The sequence below is a fragment of the Pseudomonas sp. GW823-FHT01D03 genome (genome assembly GCF_058798255.1).
The window spans coordinates 5162068-5180443 of the sequence record NZ_JBXAKK010000001.1 but is presented as its reverse complement, the minus strand read 5'-3'; the positions used below and the strand labels follow the sequence as shown (position 1 = coordinate 5180443).

Genomic DNA, 18376 nt, shown 5'->3' with positions numbered 1-18376 from the left:
CGAGCGCAATGCTGCTCATAACGTCAGGTAACTGATAAATCGGCTCAGCAGGCCCAGACCAATGGTCACTGCCAGCACCAGCACCAAGAGCATCCACGGCCGGAAAGGCCGGCGCTCGACACGGTGTTGGGACAACTGCAGGTACTCTTCGACATGCTTCTGGTCTTCGGGGTTCAGGCGGCTGGTCATAAAGGCCTCGTCAGGTAGACGTTGCTGAAGGTTTGGAAGCTACAGCGGTTTTTATCCCGGATTGAACGCAGCATAGCCACTGGCCGGAACCGGTTCGACCGAAACACCGTCGTCGAGGCGAATGATCCCGCTTTGTAACACTCGTGCGGTAATTCCGCCATGCCCGCGCACCGCTTGAAAGGTGCCGGGGCCGAGGTTGTTTTGCAGGCGTGCGCAGGGCTGACACCAGCCGGTGGTCTCGAAAATTGCCTGGCCGATGCGAAAACGCCGCCCCTTGAGACTGAACAGGTTGATACCGCTGATGACCAGATTGCGCCGCAGATCTTCAGGCCTCACGGGTTGATCTTCAGGTCGGCCCATCAGCGCGCTGATCACGGCCAGGTGTTCAAACTGAATCAACGTCACCTGTCGGGCATTGCGCACGCCGGGGCGGGCGTGATCGCCGGTCAGACCGGCCTCCAGTCGCGCTTCCACGGCGTCAAGTTCGAGCATCGGCCCGCGAGACTCCGGGCGTACGCCGATCCAGCGCACGCGGCCGGTCTGCGGCACGTCGGCGATCAACTGCTGTAGCGGCGTCACAGGCTGATCCCGACATCGAAGACGATGCTGCGACCGAGGTTGCTGCGCAGGAAGTCCGGCGCATCAGGATGGGCGAACAACACACGGGCGAACGTCGGGCCGACCAGCGACAGTGAGCGCCAACCCTGACGCAGATACTCGGTGGGCGGTGGAAAGTGGCTGTTGAGGTCCAGCACTTCGCGCTTGAGGCTGGCGAAGGCAATGATGTCCAGTTCGCCCAGATCCATGCCGCGTTCCTTGTAGTTGTGGGCTTTTTTGCGCAAGGTCGGTGCCAGTCGCAACAGGAACTCGTTGGCCGGGATCCGCCGCGGCTTGGCTTCACGGCGCACCAGTTGGCTGAGGGAAAACGCACTGCGCCGGCGTTGCAGTTCGTCGCGCCATTCGTCGTTGAGCCGGCGGCCTTCATCGAGAACGAAGAACACTTCGAAATTGGCATCGCGAAACAGCACGTCCGGCGGCTCCCCGGCGGGGGCGAACTCATCGACGCGGTAAGGAATGTTCAAGCCTTGCAGCAGGCGCTGGCAGACCCAACGCTCACGCTCCCATTTGCGGGCATTGGACAGGAACGCATTGGCCTGCTCGGCCGCGATGGTCAGCAGGCGTAAATAATCTGAGTCATCCATAGGCCAAGCTTAGCGTTCAAATGCGACAAGCAGAAAGCTTTGCATTGGCTGATGCTGACGGGGCGCACGTTAAGCGCTTGTAGGTGCTGCCGAAGGCTGCGATCTTTTGACTGTCAAACAGCAATATCAAATGATCGCAGCCTGCGGCAGCTCCTACAGGGGATGTAGGAGTTTTCCTGATAAAAGTGAGGGAGACATGATCGGTGCAGACCTGCTGTCCTCGACGAGCCTGACACTCGGCTGGCTGATTTACCTGCCGGTGCTGCTGTGGGCGATCTGCCGTGCGCCGTGGGTCGAGTTGTTCAGTGACAGCCGTCGTCAGCATCTGCTGTTCGGCACGGTGTTCGCCTTGTTTCTGCTGTGGATGGTGCGCAGGGATTTCGACACCGGGGTCTCTTACCACTTCATCGGCATGACCGCGGTGACGTTGTTACTGGACTGGCCGCTGGCGATCGTCGGCGGGCTGGTGGCGCAGCTCGGGCTGGTGTTGCTCGGACGTCAGGATCTGGCGGCGGTCGGGGTCAACGGGACGTTGCTGATCCTGTTGCCGGTGTTGATCACTGAGTGTGTGGCGATCCTCGTCGAGCGCGCCCAGCCGCGTAATCCGTTTGTGTATATCTTCTGTTCGGGGTTCTTTGCCGCAGCGTTGTCCGCATTGCTATGTCTGACGCTGAGTCTGGGCCTGCTCTGGTACGACGGCCTGTTTGCCATGCCGGAATGGCTGGAAGACTTCATCGGCTACCTGTGGCTGCTGATTTTTCCCGAAGCCTTTATCAACGGCATGGTGATCAGCGCGCTGGTGGTGTTCAGCCCGGAGTGGCTGGAAACCTTCAACCGCACCCGCTACCTTTCGGCGCCGTGGAAGGACGACGATCCCAAGTCTTGATCCACATCAAATCCGCCCCCCGCGCGGCATTTCATGCTCGGCCAAATTCTTTCAGGAGCAGCGGCATGAGTGTTTACGAGTGGGCGAGGCAGGAGACGCGGCAGAGTCTGGACATGGCGCTGGAGGTGGGCTTCGATCCGGGCCTGAGTTTGCGTGCCTTGCTCAGCGCGGTGGTGCAGCAGAGCAAGACGGTGCGCAACGCCGAAGACCTGGCCGACGAGTTGCGCTTTCTCGCGGAAAACCTCGACGACGATCAGGACTACGGCTTCATGCGGCCCTGATCGCGATCAGTGACGCGGGTCGAAATCGCCGGAGAACATTTCGTCTTCGGCATCCGGGGCGACCGGAATCTTGTGCTCTTCCGACGCCCAGGCGCCGAGGTCGATCAGCTTGCAGCGATCAGAGCAGAACGGGCGGAATTTGTTCTCTGGGGTGAATTCCACGGGGGCGCCGCAGGTTGGGCATTCGACGGTTGTAGGGCTCATGACTGGCCTCCGGATAAAGTCAGGTAAAAGTGATGCAGGCGCTCGACTTCGCTGTGCAGCCAGGCGAGGTCGCGGTCGTTGACCACCACATCGTCGGCACGGCTCACGCGGTCTTCGCGGCTGGACTGGGCCTTGAGGATCGCCTGGACCTGCTGTTCGCTGGTCTGGTCACGCTGCAAGGTGCGTTCGATCTGCAGTTGTTGCGGGGCATCGATCACCAGAATTCTTTGGGTCATCGCGTACTGCCCGGATTCGATCAGCAACGGCGACACCAGAATCGCATAAGGCGATTTTGCCAGCGCCAGATGGTGAGCGATTTCCTCGGCGATCAACGGATGCAGCAGGGCTTCGAGCCAGCGGCGTTCTTCAGGCACTTCAAAGATCAATTTGCGCAGGGCCGCACGGTCCAGCGTGCCATCGGCCTGCAGCACGCCCGGGCCGAAGTGTTCGGCAATTTTCGCCAGTGCCGGACGCCCCGGCTCGACCACCCAGCGCGCTGCGTGATCGGCGTCGACTACATGGATTCCGAGATCGATGAAGTGCTGGGCCGCGGCGCTTTTACCGCTGCCGATGCCGCCGGTCAGGCCGAGAATCCAGGGTTTTTCCACAGGGGTATTCATTTCAAACCGACAAACTGCCAATAGAAGTCGGTTATTTGACCACCCCAGAGCAAGGCAATCCAGCCGGCAATTGCCAGATACGGGCCGAAGGGCATCGGCGTCGAGGTTTTCTGCTCACGCAGACGCAGCAGAATCACCCCGACAATCGCCCCCACCAGCGATGACAGCAGGATCGTCAGCGGCAGAATCTGCCAGCCGCCCCAGGCCCCGAGCAGCGCCAGCAGCTTGAAATCGCCGTGGCCGATGCCGTCCTTGCCGGTCAGCAGCTTGAACAGCCAGAACACCGACCACAGCGCCATGTAACCGGCCACCGCACCCCACAACGCCGCGTGCAGCGAGACGAACAGCCCGAAACTGTTGACGATCAGCCCCAGCCACAACAACGGCAACACCAGCACATCGGGCAATAATTGATGTTCGGTGTCGATCAGGCTCATCGCCAGCAGGCCCCAGGTGAGGACGATCAACAGACCGGCCGGCCAGCCGAACCCCAAGTGCCAGGCGACGAATGCCGAGAGCAGGCCGCAGGCCAGTTCGGTCAGGGGATAACGTTTGCTGATGGGGGCGGCACACGCGGAGCAGCGCCCTCGCAGAAGCAGATAGCTGAGCAGCGGAATATTTTCCCATGCCCGAATCCGGTGGCCGCAGTGCGGGCATTCGGAGTGCGGCAGCATCAGGTTGTAGGTCGGCAGTGGTGTTTCGCTCGGCAGGCCGAGGACGTCCTGCGCCTGCTGGCGCCAATCGCGCTCGAGCATTTTCGGCAGACGCCAGACCAGTACATTGAGAAAACTGCCGACCACCAGACCCAGCAGCAGGGCGGTGCACACAAAGGCCAGCGGATAAAAACTGAAGAGTTCGTCGATAGGCATGTCAGATCGCTGAGCCAAGCTGGAAAATCGGCAGGTACATGGCCACGACCAGCCCGCCGACGATGACCCCGAGCACCACCATGACGAACGGCTCCATCAGGCTGGTGAGGTTGTCGACCATGTTATCCACTTCCTCTTCATAAAAACCGGCGACCTTGTCGAGCATGTCATCCAGCGCGCCCGATTCCTCACCGATGGCGGTCATCTGCACCGCCATGTTGGGGAAGACTCCGGTGCTGCGCATCGAGAAATTCAGCTGCATGCCGGTGGCGACGTCCTGACGGATGCGCTGCACCGCGCGTTTGAACACCACGTTGCCGGTGGCGCCGGCCACCGAATCCAGTGCCTCCACCAGTGGCACACCAGCGGCGAAGGTGGTCGACAGGGTGCGGGCGAATCGCGCCACTGCCGATTTGTACATCAGCGTGCCCACCAGCGGCAGCTTCAGCAGCCAGGTGTCCTTGCGGTCGCGCAATGCCTGGGATTTCTTCAGCGCATGGCGGATGCCGAACACTGCCGCGATCAGAGCGCCAAGCACTACCCACCACCATTGCTGCATGAACTCCGAAAGACTGATCACCATCAGGGTGAAGGCCGGCAATTCGGCGCCGAAGCCGGAAAATACCGACTGAAACTGCGGCACCACTTTTACCAGCAGAATCCCGGTGACGACCATTGCCACCAGCACCACGGCGCTGGGGTAGGTCAGGGCTTTCTTGATCTTGGCCTTGAGTGCTTCGCTTTTTTCCTTATAGGTCGCGACCCGTTCGAGCAACGTATCGAGGGCGCCCGATTGCTCGCCGGCATCCACCAGGTTGCAATACAGCTCATCGAAATACTGCGGCTTCTTGCGCAAGGCTGCGGCGAAGCTGTTGCCGGCCGCTACCTCTTGCTTCACCTCGTCCACCAGTTTGCGCATCGCCGGGTTGTCGAAGCCTTCGCCAATGATGTCGAACGACTGCAACAGCGGTACGCCGGCCTTCATCATGGTTGCCATCTGCCGGGTGAACAGGGCGATGTCCTGGGCCTTGATGCGTTTGCCGAGGCTGAGCAAAGAGGTGGATTTCTTCCGTACCTTGCCCGGATTGATCCCCTGCTTGCGCAACTGGGCCTTGATCAGCGCGGGGTTCTGCCCGCTCAACTCGCCCGTGACCTTGCTGCCTTTGCGATCCGTGCCTTCCCAGGCGTAGATACTGATTTTCGCTGCCTTGACCGCCATGTTCAGTCCTTGGTGACCCGGTTGATTTCTTCCAGGCTGGTGATGCCTTGCATGGCCTTGCGCAGGCCAGAGGTGCGCAGGTCGTCGAAGCCGTCGCGACGCATCTGGCTGTCGATTTCCAGCGAATTGCCTTCGGCCATGATCAGCCGTTGCAGGTCCGGGGTGTTTTTCACCACTTCGTAAATCCCCACGCGTCCCTTGTAGCCGCCATTGCAGAGGTCGCAACCGACCGGCTCATAGATCGTGAAACCGCCGATCTGTTCCGGCGGGAAACCTTCCTTGATCAGCGTTTCGCGGGGGATCTCGATGGGTTTCTTGCAGTGGCTGCACAGCTTGCGCGCCAGGCGCTGGGCGATGATCAGGCTCACCGAGGTGGCGATGTTGAACCCGGGAATGCCCATGTTGTGCAGGCGGGTCAGCGTTTCGGCGGCGCTGTTGGTGTGCAGCGTGGACAGCACCAGGTGGCCGGTCTGCGCGGCCTTGATCGCGATTTCGGCGGTTTCCAGGTCACGGATCTCGCCGACCATGATCACGTCCGGGTCCTGCCGCAGAAACGAACGCAGGGCCTGAGCAAAATCCAGCCCCTGCTTGGGATTGACGTTGACCTGGTTGATGCCTTCCATGTTGATTTCTACCGGATCTTCGGCGGTGGAAATGTTGATGTCGACGGTGTTGAGAATATTCAGGCCGGTGTACAGCGACACGGTTTTCCCCGAGCCCGTAGGTCCGGTTACCAGAATCATCCCCTGCGGCTGCTTGAGCGCGGCCAGGTACAGTTCTTTCTGCGCCGGTTCGTAACCCAATGCATCGATGCCGATCTGCGCGCTGGACGGGTCGAGAATCCGGATCACCACTTTTTCGCCCCACAGGGTCGGCAGGGTGTTGACCCGGAAGTCGATGGACTTGCTCTTCGACAGGCGCATCTTGATCCGCCCGTCCTGGGGTTTGCGCCGTTCCGAGATGTCGAGGCTAGCCATGACTTTCAGGCGTGCGGCGATTCGCCCGGCCAACTGGATCGGCGGTTTGGCCACCTCGCGCAGGATGCCATCGGTGCGCACCCGCACCCGGAAGGTCTTTTCGTAAGGTTCGAAGTGCAGGTCGGAGGAGCCACTCTTGATCGCGTCGAGCAGCATCTTGTGCACGAAACGCACGACCGGCGCGTCATCGGCGTCGAGTCCGCCGATGGCGTCCTGGCGGCTGTCGTCGACGGACTCGACATCCACGCCGTCGAGATCGACGTCGGCCATTTCTTCGAGGCCGCTGGCGTGGGTGTCGAAGAATTTCTCGATGGCCTCGGTGAGCTTGTCGTCCTCCACCAGAATGGCTTCGGTGCTCAGCCCGGTGCTGAACTGAATGTCATTGATCGCCTGATGATTGCTCGGGTCGGAAATGCCCACGAACAGCTTGTTGCCACGACGCCACAAGGGCAGGGCGTGGTGCTGGCGCACCAGTTTTTCACTGACCAGGCCTTTGGGCTGGGTTTCCTTGTCCAGGCAATTGAGGTCCATGAAGGCCATGCCGAAATGCTCGGAAGCAATCTCGGCGACCTGTGAGCTCTTCACCAGTTTGTTCTGTACCAGGTAACTGACCAGCGACAGCCGATTGCGCTGCGCCTGCTGCCAGGCCTGCTGGGCGCTTTTTTCCGTAAGCAGTTCGGCCTGTACCAATTGCTTGGCCAGTCCGCTCAGAGCGATGTCATTCATGGGGATTCCGGATGCAGACAGTTCATGACTTATAGCCTAGTCAAGTGACAGCGCCAAACACGCCCGGTACAGGTGACAAAAAGTGTCAGATAGTGCGGTTACGGGTTGTAGGAAAGCGCGACACGGCGCCTTTATGCCGAGCGCACGGGGTCTGCAAGCGGTTGGCACGGCCTATGCTGAGCCCTTTGCAGATCATGAGATTCCGACTCATGCATGGAGAGCCTGTCTATGAACAACCAAAAAGGTTTCACTTTGATCGAGCTGCTGATCGTGGTGGCGATCATCGGTATTCTGGCGACTATCGCCCTGCCGCAATACTCCAAGTATCAGGCGCGTTCGAAGGTGACGGCAGGTCTGGCCGAAATCAGCGCGCTGAAGGTGCCGTTCGAAGACACCATCAATCAAGGTACTGACCCTACGCTGACACTGGTGGCGGGGGGCGCTTCAGCCACCACTTCGAACTGCACATTGGCGGCGTCGGGAACTGCCTCGACCGGTGCCGGCTCGATCACTTGCACACTGGTGAACGCACCGGGTCCTGTCTTAGGCAAAACCATCACACTCAGTCGCTCGGGTGCCGCAACAGGCAACACCTCTGGTGTGTGGACCTGCGCCACGACAGTCAATGCTGACTATTCACCAAAAGGCTGCACCGCCAGCGGCACTTGATGCGATGGTCTGAAGGCAAATGCCTCGCTTTGCGGGGCATTTTTTTTGTGTTTTGGCACTGGAAAAAGCTTCAATAATTTCAGCGTGTTAGGAACTTTCCGAAAAACCGCAACTTGCATGTCGATAATGCACATGTCATGCAAAATGCATGATTCCGAAAATTTGCTTAATTCATAACTATTTGATTTATAACGATTTATTGTCTTTCGAAAAGTTGGCACAGCGTTCGCAATATACCCAGTAACCCTGCTGACAAGACAACCAGCAGACTTTCCAGAAAAACAGGAGTTACTCGTATGAAGAAGTTCGCTATCACTGCCGCTGCTGCTACCGCGCTGACCCTGACCATGGCTTCCGGTGCTTTTGCACAATCCACCCAAGCTACTCAGGCTCCAATGACTCTGGCTGCCGGTGAAGTCACCCAGGCTAAAGAAGCTACTTCTGACACTTGGATCACCACCAAAGTCAAAGCTGACCTGGTCACCGAAAAAGGCATTCCTGGTACCGACATCAAAGTAGAAACCAACAAAGGCGTTGTATCGCTTTCGTCGACTACTGCTGTAACTGAATCGCAGAAAGACGTAGCTGTGGCGATCGCCAAGAAAATCAAAGGCGTCAAAGCGGTCTCCGCTGACGGCCTGAAAGCCGAGTAAGGCATGACTTCTCGCCTGGACCGGGAGAAGACGCGACAGACGGGCCGAGCAATACGTCTGCCGCAATTTTAGAGTTCATGCGAACGGTCACACGGATGTGACCATTACGGGCCCCGCCACTTGTGTCGGGGCCTGTTCTATTTTCGGGTGATAAAAAACGAAATGTGGGAGCGGGCTTGCTCGCGAATGCGGTGTGTCAGCATGCCTATTCATCACTGACACACCGTATTCGCGAGCAAGCCCGCTCCCACAGGGGATACAGGTTGTGGTTCAGTTACCGCGTTTGCTGTTGATCTGCCGCAGACGATTGCCTTCAAAGCGCAGGTACTGGTACATGCCGTTGCTCGGGCCGTAGGTCCATTCCTCGACCTGAAACTCTTCGCGGCGGTTGGCGCTGCGCTTATAGCCGAGGACATCGCGGCTGACCGGTTCGCCACACTTCTGCAGCACTTCGCTGGCGCGGTCGCCGAGACTGACCAACTGGCTGCCACAGCGCAGCGTGTCAGAGGCCAGAGCCGGGCTGGCGGCGAGCACCAGCGTCAGCGCAAGCAGCCATTTGTGGTTCATCATTCGGCGTCCAGATGCATTTGCGTCACCACTCGGCCATCGCTTTCGGCTTCACCCAGATTGGCATCGATGAAGTACACCCGGTCATCCGCCAGTTGACCTTTGTCGACCAGATAGTCCTTGATGCTGCTGGCGCGTTCCTGACCCAGCTGTCGCAGCAGCACATCGCTGGAGCTCCAGAACTTGATCACGCCATCACGCATTTTCGCCGTGCGTTCTTCCTTGCCAAGATCCTTCCATTCGGCCGGAGGCTGGGTTTTCAGACGGGTACGGTAGATGCCTTCAAGCAGCGGGCCTTTCTCGCTTTCCGGCACTTGCAGCAGGGACGCTTGCGCCGGCACCTTGTCGCCACGGCGCTGGAGCATCTTGTAGTAGTTGTACTGGTATTCGCGCTCCAGGCGTTGTTCGGCGATCAACGGGCCGTCGCTGCTTTGCGCGGCGGTGCCTTCGATTTCCAGGCGCAGGGCCGGACGTTCCTTGAGGGCCTGGGACAGTTTGTCCAGCGCTGATTCGGCGTCCTTGCTCAGCTCGCTTGAACCCGCGGCAAAGGACACGGTACCGAGATCCTCGGAGCCACCGCCGCTGACCAGTCCGCCAATCAGCTTGAACGGCGCGGCAGCCGCTTTGACGATCAGGTTGCGCAGGGTCTGCCAGACAATCGGCATCACGCTGAACTGCGGGTTATTGAGGTCGCCGGTCACCGGCAGTTCGATGGAAATCTTGCCATCGACGTCCTTGAGCAGGGCAATCGCCAGTTTCAGCGGCAGGCTCACGGCATCCGGGCTGTCGACTTTCTCGCCGAGTTGCAGTTGCTCGACCACCACTTTGTTTTCAGCCTTCAACTGGCCCTTGGTGATCAGGTAGTGCAGGTCGAGGTTGAGCCGGCCCTTGCGGATGCGGTAACCGGCGAACTTGCCGGAATACGGGGTCAGGGTGGTCAGCTCGACGCGTTTGAAACTGGTGGCGATGTCGAGACTGGCCATCGGATCAAACGGATTGACCGCGCCTTTGATGGTCACTGGTGCATAGCGATCGACCTTGCCCTTGATGTCGACGCTCGCCGGTTTCGCCTGACGACTGTCGATGGTGCCGATCTGGCCGTTGAGCTGTTGAACTGCCGTAGCGAAATTCGGCGTCAGGCTGAAGTCGGCGAAGTTGGCCGAGCCGTCGTTGATAGCAATCGCGCCGATGTGAATGCCCAGCGGCTTGTCCTTGCTGGCCGGCTTCGCCGCGGCGTTTTTCGCACCATTGTCGGCAGGCTGCGGGATCAGCAGGTCGTCGATGTTGGTGGTGCGGTCATCGTTGATCATGAACCGCGCGTACGGCTGGAACAGGTTGACCTTGTCGATCGACAGGCTGTCACCGTGTTGATAGTTGATGCCTTCAACCACCACTTGCTGCCACTTGAGGAAGTCGCGGGTTTTCAGGGTGTCGAGGGTGTGCAGTTGATCGATTTGCGCACGCCCGGTCACGCCGAGTGCCAGTGGTTCGGTGCTCTTGAGGTTGACCTTGAGGTCGCTGCCGAGCATGCCGCTGCGCAGCTCCAGGCGAATGAACGGATTGATGTAGGACTGTGCGACGCGCAGGTCGATGTCCTGGGTTTTCACGTTGAGCTGGGCGGTGACCGGCGCAAGGTTGACCACCCCGTCGGCGTTGATCTTGCCTTGTTTGCCCAGACCGCTGTCGAGTCTGACCTTGAAGGGCGAGCCGTTGAGGCTGTCGAAATCCTGCAGATCAATGTTCAGCGGCGTCACATCCAGTGCCACCGGCGGGTTGGCCGAGCGGTCGGCGAGATGCACGGTGTAGTTGCGTAGCTGGACGTCTTTGAGCAGCACTTGCCAGGGCTTGCTCGGCGCGGCCGGCTCTTTCGGCGAGTCGGCGGCGGCCGGAGCGGTCCTGGGTTCGGCGGCGGCCTTGGCGGCAGGTTTCGATGGCTGGCTGGCGAACAGCTTCTGCCAGTCGAGCTGGCCGTCGGCTTCGAGCGCGGCCCAGGTTTCCAGCTTGTTGCTGCGGATCTTGCCAACCACCACTTGCTGCTTGGCCAGGTCCAGTGAGGTCTCGCTGACATCAAGGCGTTCAAGTTTCGCCAACGGGCGGCCGTCCGGCGCCTTGATCGCGAATGGTGCAATGCTGACTGCGACGTTGTTCAATAGCAGTTCGGTTTCTTTCGACAGATTCAGCTTGTACTCGGTGCTGAGATTCAGCACGCCGTCTTCGAGCACCAGCGGCAGCGCGTCACGCACGTAAGGCCAGAAGGACTTCATCTTGCCGTCGGTGACTTTCAAGGTGCCTTCGGAGGTGAACGGGATCAGGCTGAAGTTGCCTTTCCAGTCGATCTGCCCACCGGCCGGGCCGGCGGCGATCAAGGTCATGTCGGCGTTATCGTCGGGGAGGGTGCTGAGGTTTTTCAGCTCGAAGTCGAGTTTGTCGTAGATGAACTCGATCGGTTCACTCGGCCGCGCGTCCTGGAAATGTACGTTGCCGCCGGCCAGCTGGATGCGATCGATGCGCAGCGGGAACGGCTTGGCATTCGGGTCGGCCGGGGTCGGTTCGCTGGCGGGAATCTTGAACAGGCCCAGCAGATTGAGCTGGCCGTCCTTGGCGAAGAGGATTTCGGTCTTCGGCTTGTCCAGTTCGATGTCCGCCAGGTGCAGCGCTTTGGTCCACAGGCTGTCGAGTTGCAGGTTGGCGTACAGCCGCTCGAAGCCGACCTGCTCCTTGCCTGGCTCACCGACGACCAGGCCCCACAGGGTGACTTCAAGGCTGAACGGATTGAGTTCGATGCGCTGGATATGCGCAGGCACCGTGGCGTAGTTCGCCAGTTGCTGGTTGGCGATACGCAGGGCGATGCCCGGCAAAATCAGAAACCCCAGCAGGCTGTAGAGGGCCAGAGCAGTCAACAAGGCGCCAATCGCGCGAATCAATCCTTTGGGCATGTGCGGCTTCATCTCTGAATCGGAGTGCCTTGGAGTATGGCACGCGATTCTGGTTCCGAAGTACCTCGCGTGGGGCAGGATTGTTCAGATTGTTCTGTAGGATCGCAAAACAATGTGGGAGCGGGCTTGCTCGCGAATGCGGGGTGTCAGTCAACTTCGTTGTTAACTGATGCACCGCATTCGCGAGCAAGCCCGCTCCCACAGGTCGTGTGCCGCGCTCTGGGTTTACAGCTGCAGGATCAGGGTTTTCAGCGGCGGTTGCTGGTCCATGGACGGGAAGTCCGCGCCCGGAGTCATCACGCTCCATTCGCGCACCGGTCGCCCGGCCTTCTCGGCGCAACGCAGGACCTGTTCACGCCAATCGTCCATGCTGACTTTTGCCAGGTTGTTGCAGCAGATCAGCACGCCGTTGTCGGCGGTGGTCAGCAGCGCCGGCTTGAGCAGGCTCTGATAGTCGCGCAGCAGGTCGACGGTGCCGAACGCGCTCTTGGCCCAAGCCGGTGGGTCGAGCAGCACCAGATCGTATTGGCGCTGTTCGAGGCGCTGATAGCTCGGCAGTTTCTGCCCGCGTCGCTGGCTGATCGGCAGGCCGGCGAGCTGACGGATCGCCGGGAAGTAATCGGACTGGATGAATTGCATCTCGGGCAATTGCGGGTTGAGCAGACCGTTTTCTCGGCCGACTGCCAGATTGCCTTCGGCGAAATCCAGATTGCACACCTCACGCGCGCCACCGGCAGCGGCACTCAGGCCGACGCCGCAGGTGTAGGCAAACAGGTTGAGCACGCTTTTGCCCTTGGCGTGATCCTTGACCCAGCCCCGGGTGTTGCGCAGATCGAGGAACAGCAGCGGATCCTGCCCGGCATGCCGACCGCGCACGCGATAGTTCAGGCCCCATTCGTGTCCGACCAGATCGGCCAGCGCGGCGGCGTCGGCTTTGTAGACGCTGTCTTCGCGATCGATCCGCGAGTTGCCGCGGGAGCGGTCGTTGTAGACCAGCAGGGTTTCGAAGCCCAAGGTCTGATTGACCATGGTGTGCAGTTGCAGCAGGTCGTCACGCTCCAGGGTCTGGTGAAAACTCTGCACCAGCAATTGCGGGCCGTAGCGGTCGACGGTCAGGCCACCGGCGCCTTCCTGGCTGCCGTGGAACAGCCGATAGCAATCGGTGCCCTGGCTGTGCAGCTCAGCGAGCAGATCCTGGCGTTTATCGAGGGCGGCGCGCAGCGCCTGATTCAAGGAAGACATGCGTGCGCCTTGCTGGTGAGAATGTGGGCGCGGGAGTTTAGCAGTTACCGATGCCCTGAGACATTGCGCAGATCTGTGGCGAGGGAGCTTGCTCCCGCTCGAGTGCGAAGCGCTCGCAACATTCCGAGGATCGCTGCGCAACCCAGCGGGAGCAAGCTCCCTCGCCACAGGGTTTTGAGTATGGATCAGCTCAACAGACCCATTCGCCGCTGCGCCCGTTGCACCGACCCGTTGCGCATCGCCCAGCGCAGCATCGGCGCGCTGCGCTTGACGCTGGCGCGGATCAACTGGCGTTGCAGCGGCTTCTGCCGTATGCCGAACATGGCGCTGGCCCAGTCCGGCAACAGATCGATGCCGGCCTTCATCATCAAATCGCCAAATGGCCGCGCCAGCACGCTCGGGGCTGGGGCATCAAGCAGCAGGCGCAGGACTTCGCGGCTGCGTTCATCACAGAGCAATTGCGGGCGCATGCGTTGCAGGTAGTCGGCCACGGCCTGCCGCGATTTCGGCACATCCCGCGCACCCAGGCGCTCGGCAACCACGGCAATTTCCGCGTAGTAGCGATCCTGATCCGCCAACGACAGCTGCGGGTTGCGGTAACGCAAATGCGCGGCGAGGAAGTTGCTGACCTCGGCCACATGCACCCAGGTCAGCAGGTCCGGATCGCTGGCCGCGTAGGGCCGGCCATCCGGTGCGGTACCGACCACTTGCAGGTGAATGGTGCGCACTTTGTCGATCAGCCATTCGGCGTCGCGGCGCGAGCCGAAGGTGGTGCCGGAGACAAACTGGCTGGTGCGGCGCAGGCGTCCAAGCATGTCCTGACGAAAGTTCGAATGATCCCAGACCCCGGCCAGCGCCAGCGGATGCAGGGCTTGCAGCAACAACGCGCTGATGCCGCCGATCAGCATGCTGCTGAAATCGCCGTGCACTTGCCAACTGATCGAGTCCGGGCCGAACAGCCCGGGATCGCCCTTGGGATTTTCCAGGTCAAGCTGACCGAGCGACAGCCCGGTCAGGCTCATGAGTTGCTGTTCGATACGGCTGCGGATGAATTCCATGACAACTCATTGCGGGTGGACGGGCGCGGCCGGTTGACCGCGCCGCAGACGTTACTGATTCAGGCGCTTGTCGATCAGGCCCTGCACCACGCTCGGGTCGGCCAGGGTCGAAGTGTCGCCGAGGCTGTCGAGTTCGTTGCAGGCGATCTTGCGCAGGATCCGCCGCATGATCTTGCCTGAACGGGTTTTCGGCAAGGCCGGCGCCCACTGGATCAGGTCCGGTTTGGCGAAGCTGCCGATTTCCTTGCTGACGTGGGCCAGCAGTTGCTTCTTCAGCTCATCGCTCGGCTCGACGCCGTTCATGGGCGTGACGAAGGCGTAGATGCCCTGGCCTTTGACGTCGTGCGGGTAACCGACCACGGCCGCCTCGGCGATGCTGTCGTGCAGCACCAGCGCGCTTTCCACTTCGGCGGTGCCGATGCGGTGGCCGGAGACGTTGATCACGTCGTCGATGCGCCCGGTGATCCAGTAATCGCCGTCCTCGTCGCGGCGTGCGCCGTCACCGGTGAAGTAATAGCCGGGGTAGGGTTTGAAATAGGTGTCGACCATTCTTTGCGGATCGCCGTAGACGCTGCGGATCTGCGCCGGCCAGCTGGATTTGATCGCCAGCACGCCGCTGCCGGCGCCTTTGATCTCTTTGCCGTGCTCATCGAGCAGTACCGGTTGCACGCCGAACATCGGCTGCGTGGCGCAACCCGGTTTGATGCGTTGTGCACTGACCAATGGGCTGAGCATGATCCCGCCGGTTTCGGTCTGCCACCAGGTATCGACAATCGGGCAGCGCTGCTCGCCTACCACGTTGAAGTACCATTCCCACGCTTCCGGGTTGATCGGCTCACCGACGCTGCCGAGTAATCTGAGGCTGGCGCGCGACGTTTCCTTTAACGGTTCGGCACCTTCACGCATCAACGCGCGCAGAGCCGTCGGCGCGGTGTAGAAGATGTTGACGTGGTGTTTGTCGATCACCTGCCAGAAGCGCGAAGTGCTCGGATAACTCGGCACGCCTTCGAAGATCAGCGTGGTCGCGCCGTTGGCCAGCGGGCCGTAGACGATGTAACTGTGGCCGGTGACCCAGCCGACGTCGGCGGTGCACCAGAACACCTCGCCCTCGCGGTAATCGAGCACGTATTTGAAGGTCATCGCCGCTTGCAGCAGGTAGCCGCCAGTGGTGTGCAGCACGCCTTTGGGTTTGCCGGTGCTGCCGGAGGTGTAGAGGATGAACAGCGGGTCTTCGGCGTCCATCGGTTCCGGCGGGCAATCATCGCTGACGTCGCGCACGGCCTGGTGATACCAGAGGTCGCGGCCCTCGACCCAATCGACTTTGCCTTGGGTGCGCTCGACTACAACGACGGTGCTGACGTCCGGGCAGCTTTGCAGGGCCTTGTCGACGTTGTGCTTGAGCGGCACGAACTTGCCGCCGCGCACGCCTTCATCGGCGGTGATCACGGTGCGGCAGTCGGCGTCGAGGATGCGGTCACGCAATGAATCCGGGGAGAAGCCGCCGAACACCACCGAGTGAATCGCGCCGATCCGCGCGCAGGCGAGCATGGCGTAGGCCGCCTCGGGGATCATCGGCATGTAGATGCACACCCGATCACCTTTTTTCACCCCACGGCTTTTCAGCACATTGGCCAGGCGGCAGACGTGATGGTGGAGTTTTTTGTAGGTGATCCGTGCTGATTCGGCCGGGTCGTCGCCTTCCCAGAGGATCGCGGTCTGCTCGCCGCGCTGGGCGAGGTGGCGGTCGATGCAGTTGTAACTGACGTTCAGTTGGCCGCCGGCAAACCAGGCCGCTTCACCGGTTTTCAGGTCGTAGCGCTGAACGGTCTGCCACGGTGTGCTCCAGTCGAGGAAGCGGGAGGCCTGTTCGGCCCAGAAGGTGCTGGGGTGTTCAATCGATTCGCGGTACAGGCGCTTGTAGTCGTCCTGACTCAACTGCGCAGCCCGGCGGACGGCATCGGCTTTGGGGAACGTGCTGATATCGAACATGACGGTTCCTTATTCTTGTTGTGCGAAGAATAAAGATGCGCCGAGAGGGCCAAGGGTTCAAGCCGCATCAGGAATCTGATGGCTGGTATTGAATTCAGATGTACCCAAAACAACTGTAGGAGTGAGCCTGCTCGCGATAGCGGGGTGTCAGTCAACATCAATGCTTAAAGACATACCGCTATCGCGAGCAGGCTCACTCCTACAAGGGAATTTGCTTGCCCACAGGATTCTGGTTGATCCAAATCCTGTGGGTTTTGCTTTCAAATCACCCGCGGTGACGACCGCGGAAGTAGTTGATCAGGCCCTGGGTGGAAGCATCGTCAGCGACGGTTTCATCATTGCCGACCAGACGGTTGTAAACGCCTTTGCCCAGTTCCTTGCCCAGTTCCACGCCCCACTGGTCGAAGGCGTTGATGCCCCAGACCACGCTCTGCACGAACACTTTGTGCTCATACATGGCGACCAGCGCGCCGAGGCGACGCGGGCTGATGCGTTCGACCACAAGGGTGTTGCTCGGACGGTTGCCCGGGATCACCTTGTGCGGCGCGAGTTTGTGCACCTGCTCTTCGCTCATGCCTTTTTCGCGCAGTTCGGCTTCGGCTTCCGGCAGGGTCTTGCCGAGCATCAGCGCCTGGCTCTGCGACAGGCAGTTGGCGTACAGCCACTGATGGTGATCGGAGACCGGGTTGAAGCTGACGATCGGCACGATGAAATCGGCCGGGATCAGTTGGGTGCCCTGGTGCAGCAACTGGTGATAGGCGTGTTGACCGTTGCAGCCGACGCCGCCCCAGATCACCGGGCCGGTATCGGTCGACACCGAGGTGCCGTCCTGACGCACGCTCTTGCCGTTGGATTCCATGTCCAGCTGTTGCAAGTGCTTGGTGATGTTGCGCAGGTAGTGGTCGTAAGGCAGGATCGCGTGGCTTTGCGCGCCCCAGAAGTTGCCGTACCACACGCCGAGCAGGGCCAGCAGCACCGGCATGTTCTGTTCGAACGGTGCGCTCTGGAAATGCTGGTCCATGGTGTAGGCACCGGACAGCAGTTCCTTGAAGTTGGACATGCCGATGGCCAGGGCAATCGGCAGACCGATGGCCGACCACAGCGAGTAACGACCGCCGACCCAGTCCCACATCGGGAAGATGTTTTCTTCACGGATGCCGAACGCGACTGCCGCAGCGTTGTTGCTCGATACCGCGATGAAGTGGCGATACAGCTCGGCTTCGGAACCGCCCTGAGCCAGATACCAGGCGCGGGCGGCCTGCGCGTTCTTCAGGGTTTCGAGGGTGTTGAAGGATTTCGACGAAACGATGAACAGCGTGGTTTCGGCGCGCAGCTTTTGCGTCAGTTCGTGGAACTCGCTGCCGTCGATGTTCGCCAGGTAATGGCAACGCACGCCTTTCTGCGCGTAGGACAACAGCGCTTCGGAGACCAGCTCCGGGCCGAGGAACGAGCCACCGATGCCGATGTTGACCACGTCAGTGATCGGCTTCTCGGTGTAACCACGCCACAGACCGTCGTGGATGCGGCCGACCAGATCAGTGATCTGGTTCAGCACCTTGTGCACTTCCGGCATCACGTTGACGCCGTTGACCGACAGCTTGTCGCCTACCGGACGGCGCAGGGCGGTGTGCAGCGCCGGGCGGCCTTCGGAGGCGTTGACGATTTCGCCGTCGAACAGCGCTTTGATCGCGCCTTTCAGATCGACTTCATTGGCCAGACCCACCAGCAGGTTGCGGGTCTCGGCGTTGATCAGGTTCTTCGAATAATCGAGAAACAGTCCGCAGCTGCTGAGGGTGAACTGATTGAAGCGCTGCGGATCGGCGTTGAAGGCTTCGCGCATGCTGAAATCCTGCATGGCTTGGCGGTGATCTTTCAACGCTTGCCAGGCAGGCAGAGCGGTAACGTCATGAGGAGTGCGGTAGTACGCCATCGCTGCGGTTTTCCTTTTTACTTGAACGGCCTTTTGAACACAGAACAGACCGATACGCCATGTTTGGGCGAGGGTCAAATACGTCGACACGATTTTTCAACGCAGGGCGAATACAGTAAACCTCGCGCTGCGATCTGTCTTGACTTCTTCTGACCTGTT

General features: G+C 60.4%; 18 protein-coding genes. 4 read left to right on the top strand and 14 right to left on the bottom strand.

The features are described 5' to 3' along the window. Window positions 1-15 precede the first annotated feature (15 nt). The 3 genes from AC1RBR_RS22910 to AC1RBR_RS22900 are packed head-to-tail and all read right to left on the bottom strand — an operon-like array spanning window position 16 to window position 1391. Window positions 16-189, bottom strand: coding sequence for a DUF3094 domain-containing protein (locus AC1RBR_RS22910; RefSeq protein ID WP_007909875.1), 174 nt, complete (start codon window positions 187-189; stop codon window positions 16-18). Between the two features lie 51 nt (window positions 190-240). After that, window positions 241-768, bottom strand: coding sequence for an MOSC domain-containing protein (locus AC1RBR_RS22905; RefSeq protein WP_103367298.1), 528 nt, complete (start codon window positions 766-768; stop codon window positions 241-243). Then, window positions 765-1391 (bottom strand): DUF1780 domain-containing protein, encoded by a 627-nt coding sequence (locus AC1RBR_RS22900; protein WP_025108806.1) that lies wholly within the window; start codon window positions 1389-1391, stop codon window positions 765-767. Before AC1RBR_RS22900 ends, AC1RBR_RS22905 begins: the two co-directional genes overlap by 4 nt. 196 nt (window positions 1392-1587) lie before the next feature. On the opposite strand from AC1RBR_RS22900, the gene AC1RBR_RS22895 reads away from it, so the two are divergent. Continuing rightward, window positions 1588-2277, top strand: coding sequence for an energy-coupling factor ABC transporter permease (locus AC1RBR_RS22895; protein WP_492566714.1), 690 nt, complete (start codon window positions 1588-1590; stop codon window positions 2275-2277). Window positions 2278-2342: 65 nt separating this feature from the next. Beyond that, complete coding sequence (locus tag AC1RBR_RS22890) at window positions 2343-2558, top strand: hypothetical protein (RefSeq protein WP_003228298.1); 216 nt, start codon at window positions 2343-2345, stop codon at window positions 2556-2558. A gap of 6 nt (window positions 2559-2564) precedes the next feature. Here AC1RBR_RS22890 and yacG read toward each other — a convergent pair whose 3' ends face one another. From yacG to pilB, 5 genes are read right to left on the bottom strand one after another with little or no spacing between them, the layout of a single operon-like run. Continuing rightward, on the bottom strand, window positions 2565-2762 hold the full coding sequence (yacG, locus tag AC1RBR_RS22885; protein WP_003228296.1) for a DNA gyrase inhibitor YacG: 198 nt from the start codon (window positions 2760-2762) through the stop codon (window positions 2565-2567). Beyond that, window positions 2759-3382 carry a dephospho-CoA kinase gene (coaE, locus tag AC1RBR_RS22880; protein WP_086792846.1) on the bottom strand — a complete coding sequence of 208 codons (624 nt, stop codon included), beginning with the start codon at window positions 3380-3382 and terminating at the stop codon, window positions 2759-2761. The genes yacG and coaE overlap by 4 nt, the downstream gene beginning before the upstream one ends. Then, the gene (locus AC1RBR_RS22875; protein ID WP_492566713.1) at window positions 3379-4251 is read right to left on the bottom strand and encodes a prepilin peptidase; all 873 of its coding nucleotides are present in this window, start codon (window positions 4249-4251) and stop codon (window positions 3379-3381) included. The genes coaE and AC1RBR_RS22875 overlap by 4 nt, the downstream gene beginning before the upstream one ends. A 1-nt stretch (window position 4252) precedes the next feature. Beyond that, a complete protein-coding gene (locus AC1RBR_RS22870) occupies window positions 4253-5470 on the bottom strand; it encodes a type II secretion system F family protein (RefSeq protein ID WP_492566711.1) in 1218 nt (405 codons plus the stop codon). 2 nt (window positions 5471-5472) lie between these two features. Next, a complete protein-coding gene (gene pilB, locus AC1RBR_RS22865; RefSeq protein WP_492566709.1) occupies window positions 5473-7173 on the bottom strand; it encodes a type IV-A pilus assembly ATPase PilB in 1701 nt (566 codons plus the stop codon). 228 nt (window positions 7174-7401) lie between these two features. Between pilB and AC1RBR_RS22860 the strand changes: the two genes are divergently transcribed. Together AC1RBR_RS22860 and AC1RBR_RS22855 are read left to right on the top strand one after the other, a co-directional pair. Further along, window positions 7402-7842 carry a pilin gene (locus AC1RBR_RS22860; protein ID WP_027614108.1) on the top strand — a complete coding sequence of 147 codons (441 nt, stop codon included), beginning with the start codon at window positions 7402-7404 and terminating at the stop codon, window positions 7840-7842. A gap of 296 nt (window positions 7843-8138) precedes the next feature. Next, the gene (locus AC1RBR_RS22855; RefSeq protein WP_047600285.1) at window positions 8139-8495 is read left to right on the top strand and encodes a BON domain-containing protein; all 357 of its coding nucleotides are present in this window, start codon (window positions 8139-8141) and stop codon (window positions 8493-8495) included. A 270-nt stretch (window positions 8496-8765) separates the two neighbouring features. Here the strand turns inward: AC1RBR_RS22855 and AC1RBR_RS22850 are convergent, their stop codons facing one another. The 6 genes from AC1RBR_RS22850 to pgi form a co-directional block, all read right to left on the bottom strand. After that, window positions 8766-9062 (bottom strand): DUF2845 domain-containing protein, encoded by a 297-nt coding sequence (locus tag AC1RBR_RS22850; protein ID WP_481395804.1) that lies wholly within the window; start codon window positions 9060-9062, stop codon window positions 8766-8768. After that, a complete protein-coding gene (locus tag AC1RBR_RS22845) occupies window positions 9062-12010 on the bottom strand; it encodes a DUF748 domain-containing protein (protein WP_492566707.1) in 2949 nt (982 codons plus the stop codon). The genes AC1RBR_RS22850 and AC1RBR_RS22845 overlap by 1 nt, the downstream gene beginning before the upstream one ends. 213 nt (window positions 12011-12223) lie before the next feature. Beyond that, window positions 12224-13240: a class I SAM-dependent rRNA methyltransferase gene (locus AC1RBR_RS22840; protein ID WP_492566705.1), complete on the bottom strand. Its 1017-nt coding sequence runs from the start codon at window positions 13238-13240 to the stop codon at window positions 12224-12226. Window positions 13241-13425: 185 nt separating this feature from the next. After that, complete coding sequence (locus AC1RBR_RS22835) at window positions 13426-14298, bottom strand: oxygenase MpaB family protein (protein WP_492566703.1); 873 nt, start codon at window positions 14296-14298, stop codon at window positions 13426-13428. A 51-nt stretch (window positions 14299-14349) separates the two neighbouring features. Further along, entirely contained in the window at window positions 14350-16287 is a 1938-nt protein-coding gene (gene acs / locus AC1RBR_RS22830) for an acetate--CoA ligase (protein WP_492566701.1), read from the bottom strand. Window positions 16288-16552: 265 nt separating this feature from the next. Continuing rightward, window positions 16553-18217, bottom strand: a complete 1665-nt coding sequence (pgi, locus tag AC1RBR_RS22825; RefSeq protein WP_103367305.1) for a glucose-6-phosphate isomerase — start codon at window positions 18215-18217, stop codon at window positions 16553-16555. Window positions 18218-18376: the final 159 nt, after the last annotated feature.

Coding starts and splice junctions, on each gene's coding strand:
- AC1RBR_RS22860 (WP_027614108.1), top strand. CDS start 7,402: ATGAACAACCAAAAAGGTTTCACTTTGATCGAGCTGCTGATCGTGGTG.
- AC1RBR_RS22910 (WP_007909875.1), bottom strand. CDS start 189: ATGACCAGCCGCCTGAACCCCGAAGACCAGAAGCATGTCGAAGAGTAC.
- AC1RBR_RS22850 (WP_481395804.1), bottom strand. CDS start 9,062: ATGAACCACAAATGGCTGCTTGCGCTGACGCTGGTGCTCGCCGCCAGC.
- AC1RBR_RS22845 (WP_492566707.1), bottom strand. CDS start 12,010: ATGAAGCCGCACATGCCCAAAGGATTGATTCGCGCGATTGGCGCCTTG.
- AC1RBR_RS22895 (WP_492566714.1), top strand. CDS start 1,588: ATGATCGGTGCAGACCTGCTGTCCTCGACGAGCCTGACACTCGGCTGG.
- AC1RBR_RS22835 (WP_492566703.1), bottom strand. CDS start 14,298: ATGGAATTCATCCGCAGCCGTATCGAACAGCAACTCATGAGCCTGACC.
- AC1RBR_RS22870 (WP_492566711.1), bottom strand. CDS start 5,470: ATGGCGGTCAAGGCAGCGAAAATCAGTATCTACGCCTGGGAAGGCACG.
- AC1RBR_RS22875 (WP_492566713.1), bottom strand. CDS start 4,251: ATGCCTATCGACGAACTCTTCAGTTTTTATCCGCTGGCCTTTGTGTGC.
- AC1RBR_RS22855 (WP_047600285.1), top strand. CDS start 8,139: ATGAAGAAGTTCGCTATCACTGCCGCTGCTGCTACCGCGCTGACCCTG.
- AC1RBR_RS22900 (WP_025108806.1), bottom strand. CDS start 1,391: ATGGATGACTCAGATTATTTACGCCTGCTGACCATCGCGGCCGAGCAG.
- pgi (WP_103367305.1), bottom strand. CDS start 18,217: ATGGCGTACTACCGCACTCCTCATGACGTTACCGCTCTGCCTGCCTGG.
- yacG (WP_003228296.1), bottom strand. CDS start 2,762: ATGAGCCCTACAACCGTCGAATGCCCAACCTGCGGCGCCCCCGTGGAA.
- acs (WP_492566701.1), bottom strand. CDS start 16,287: ATGTTCGATATCAGCACGTTCCCCAAAGCCGATGCCGTCCGCCGGGCT.
- AC1RBR_RS22840 (WP_492566705.1), bottom strand. CDS start 13,240: ATGTCTTCCTTGAATCAGGCGCTGCGCGCCGCCCTCGATAAACGCCAG.
- pilB (WP_492566709.1), bottom strand. CDS start 7,173: ATGAATGACATCGCTCTGAGCGGACTGGCCAAGCAATTGGTACAGGCC.
- coaE (WP_086792846.1), bottom strand. CDS start 3,382: ATGAATACCCCTGTGGAAAAACCCTGGATTCTCGGCCTGACCGGCGGC.
- AC1RBR_RS22890 (WP_003228298.1), top strand. CDS start 2,343: ATGAGTGTTTACGAGTGGGCGAGGCAGGAGACGCGGCAGAGTCTGGAC.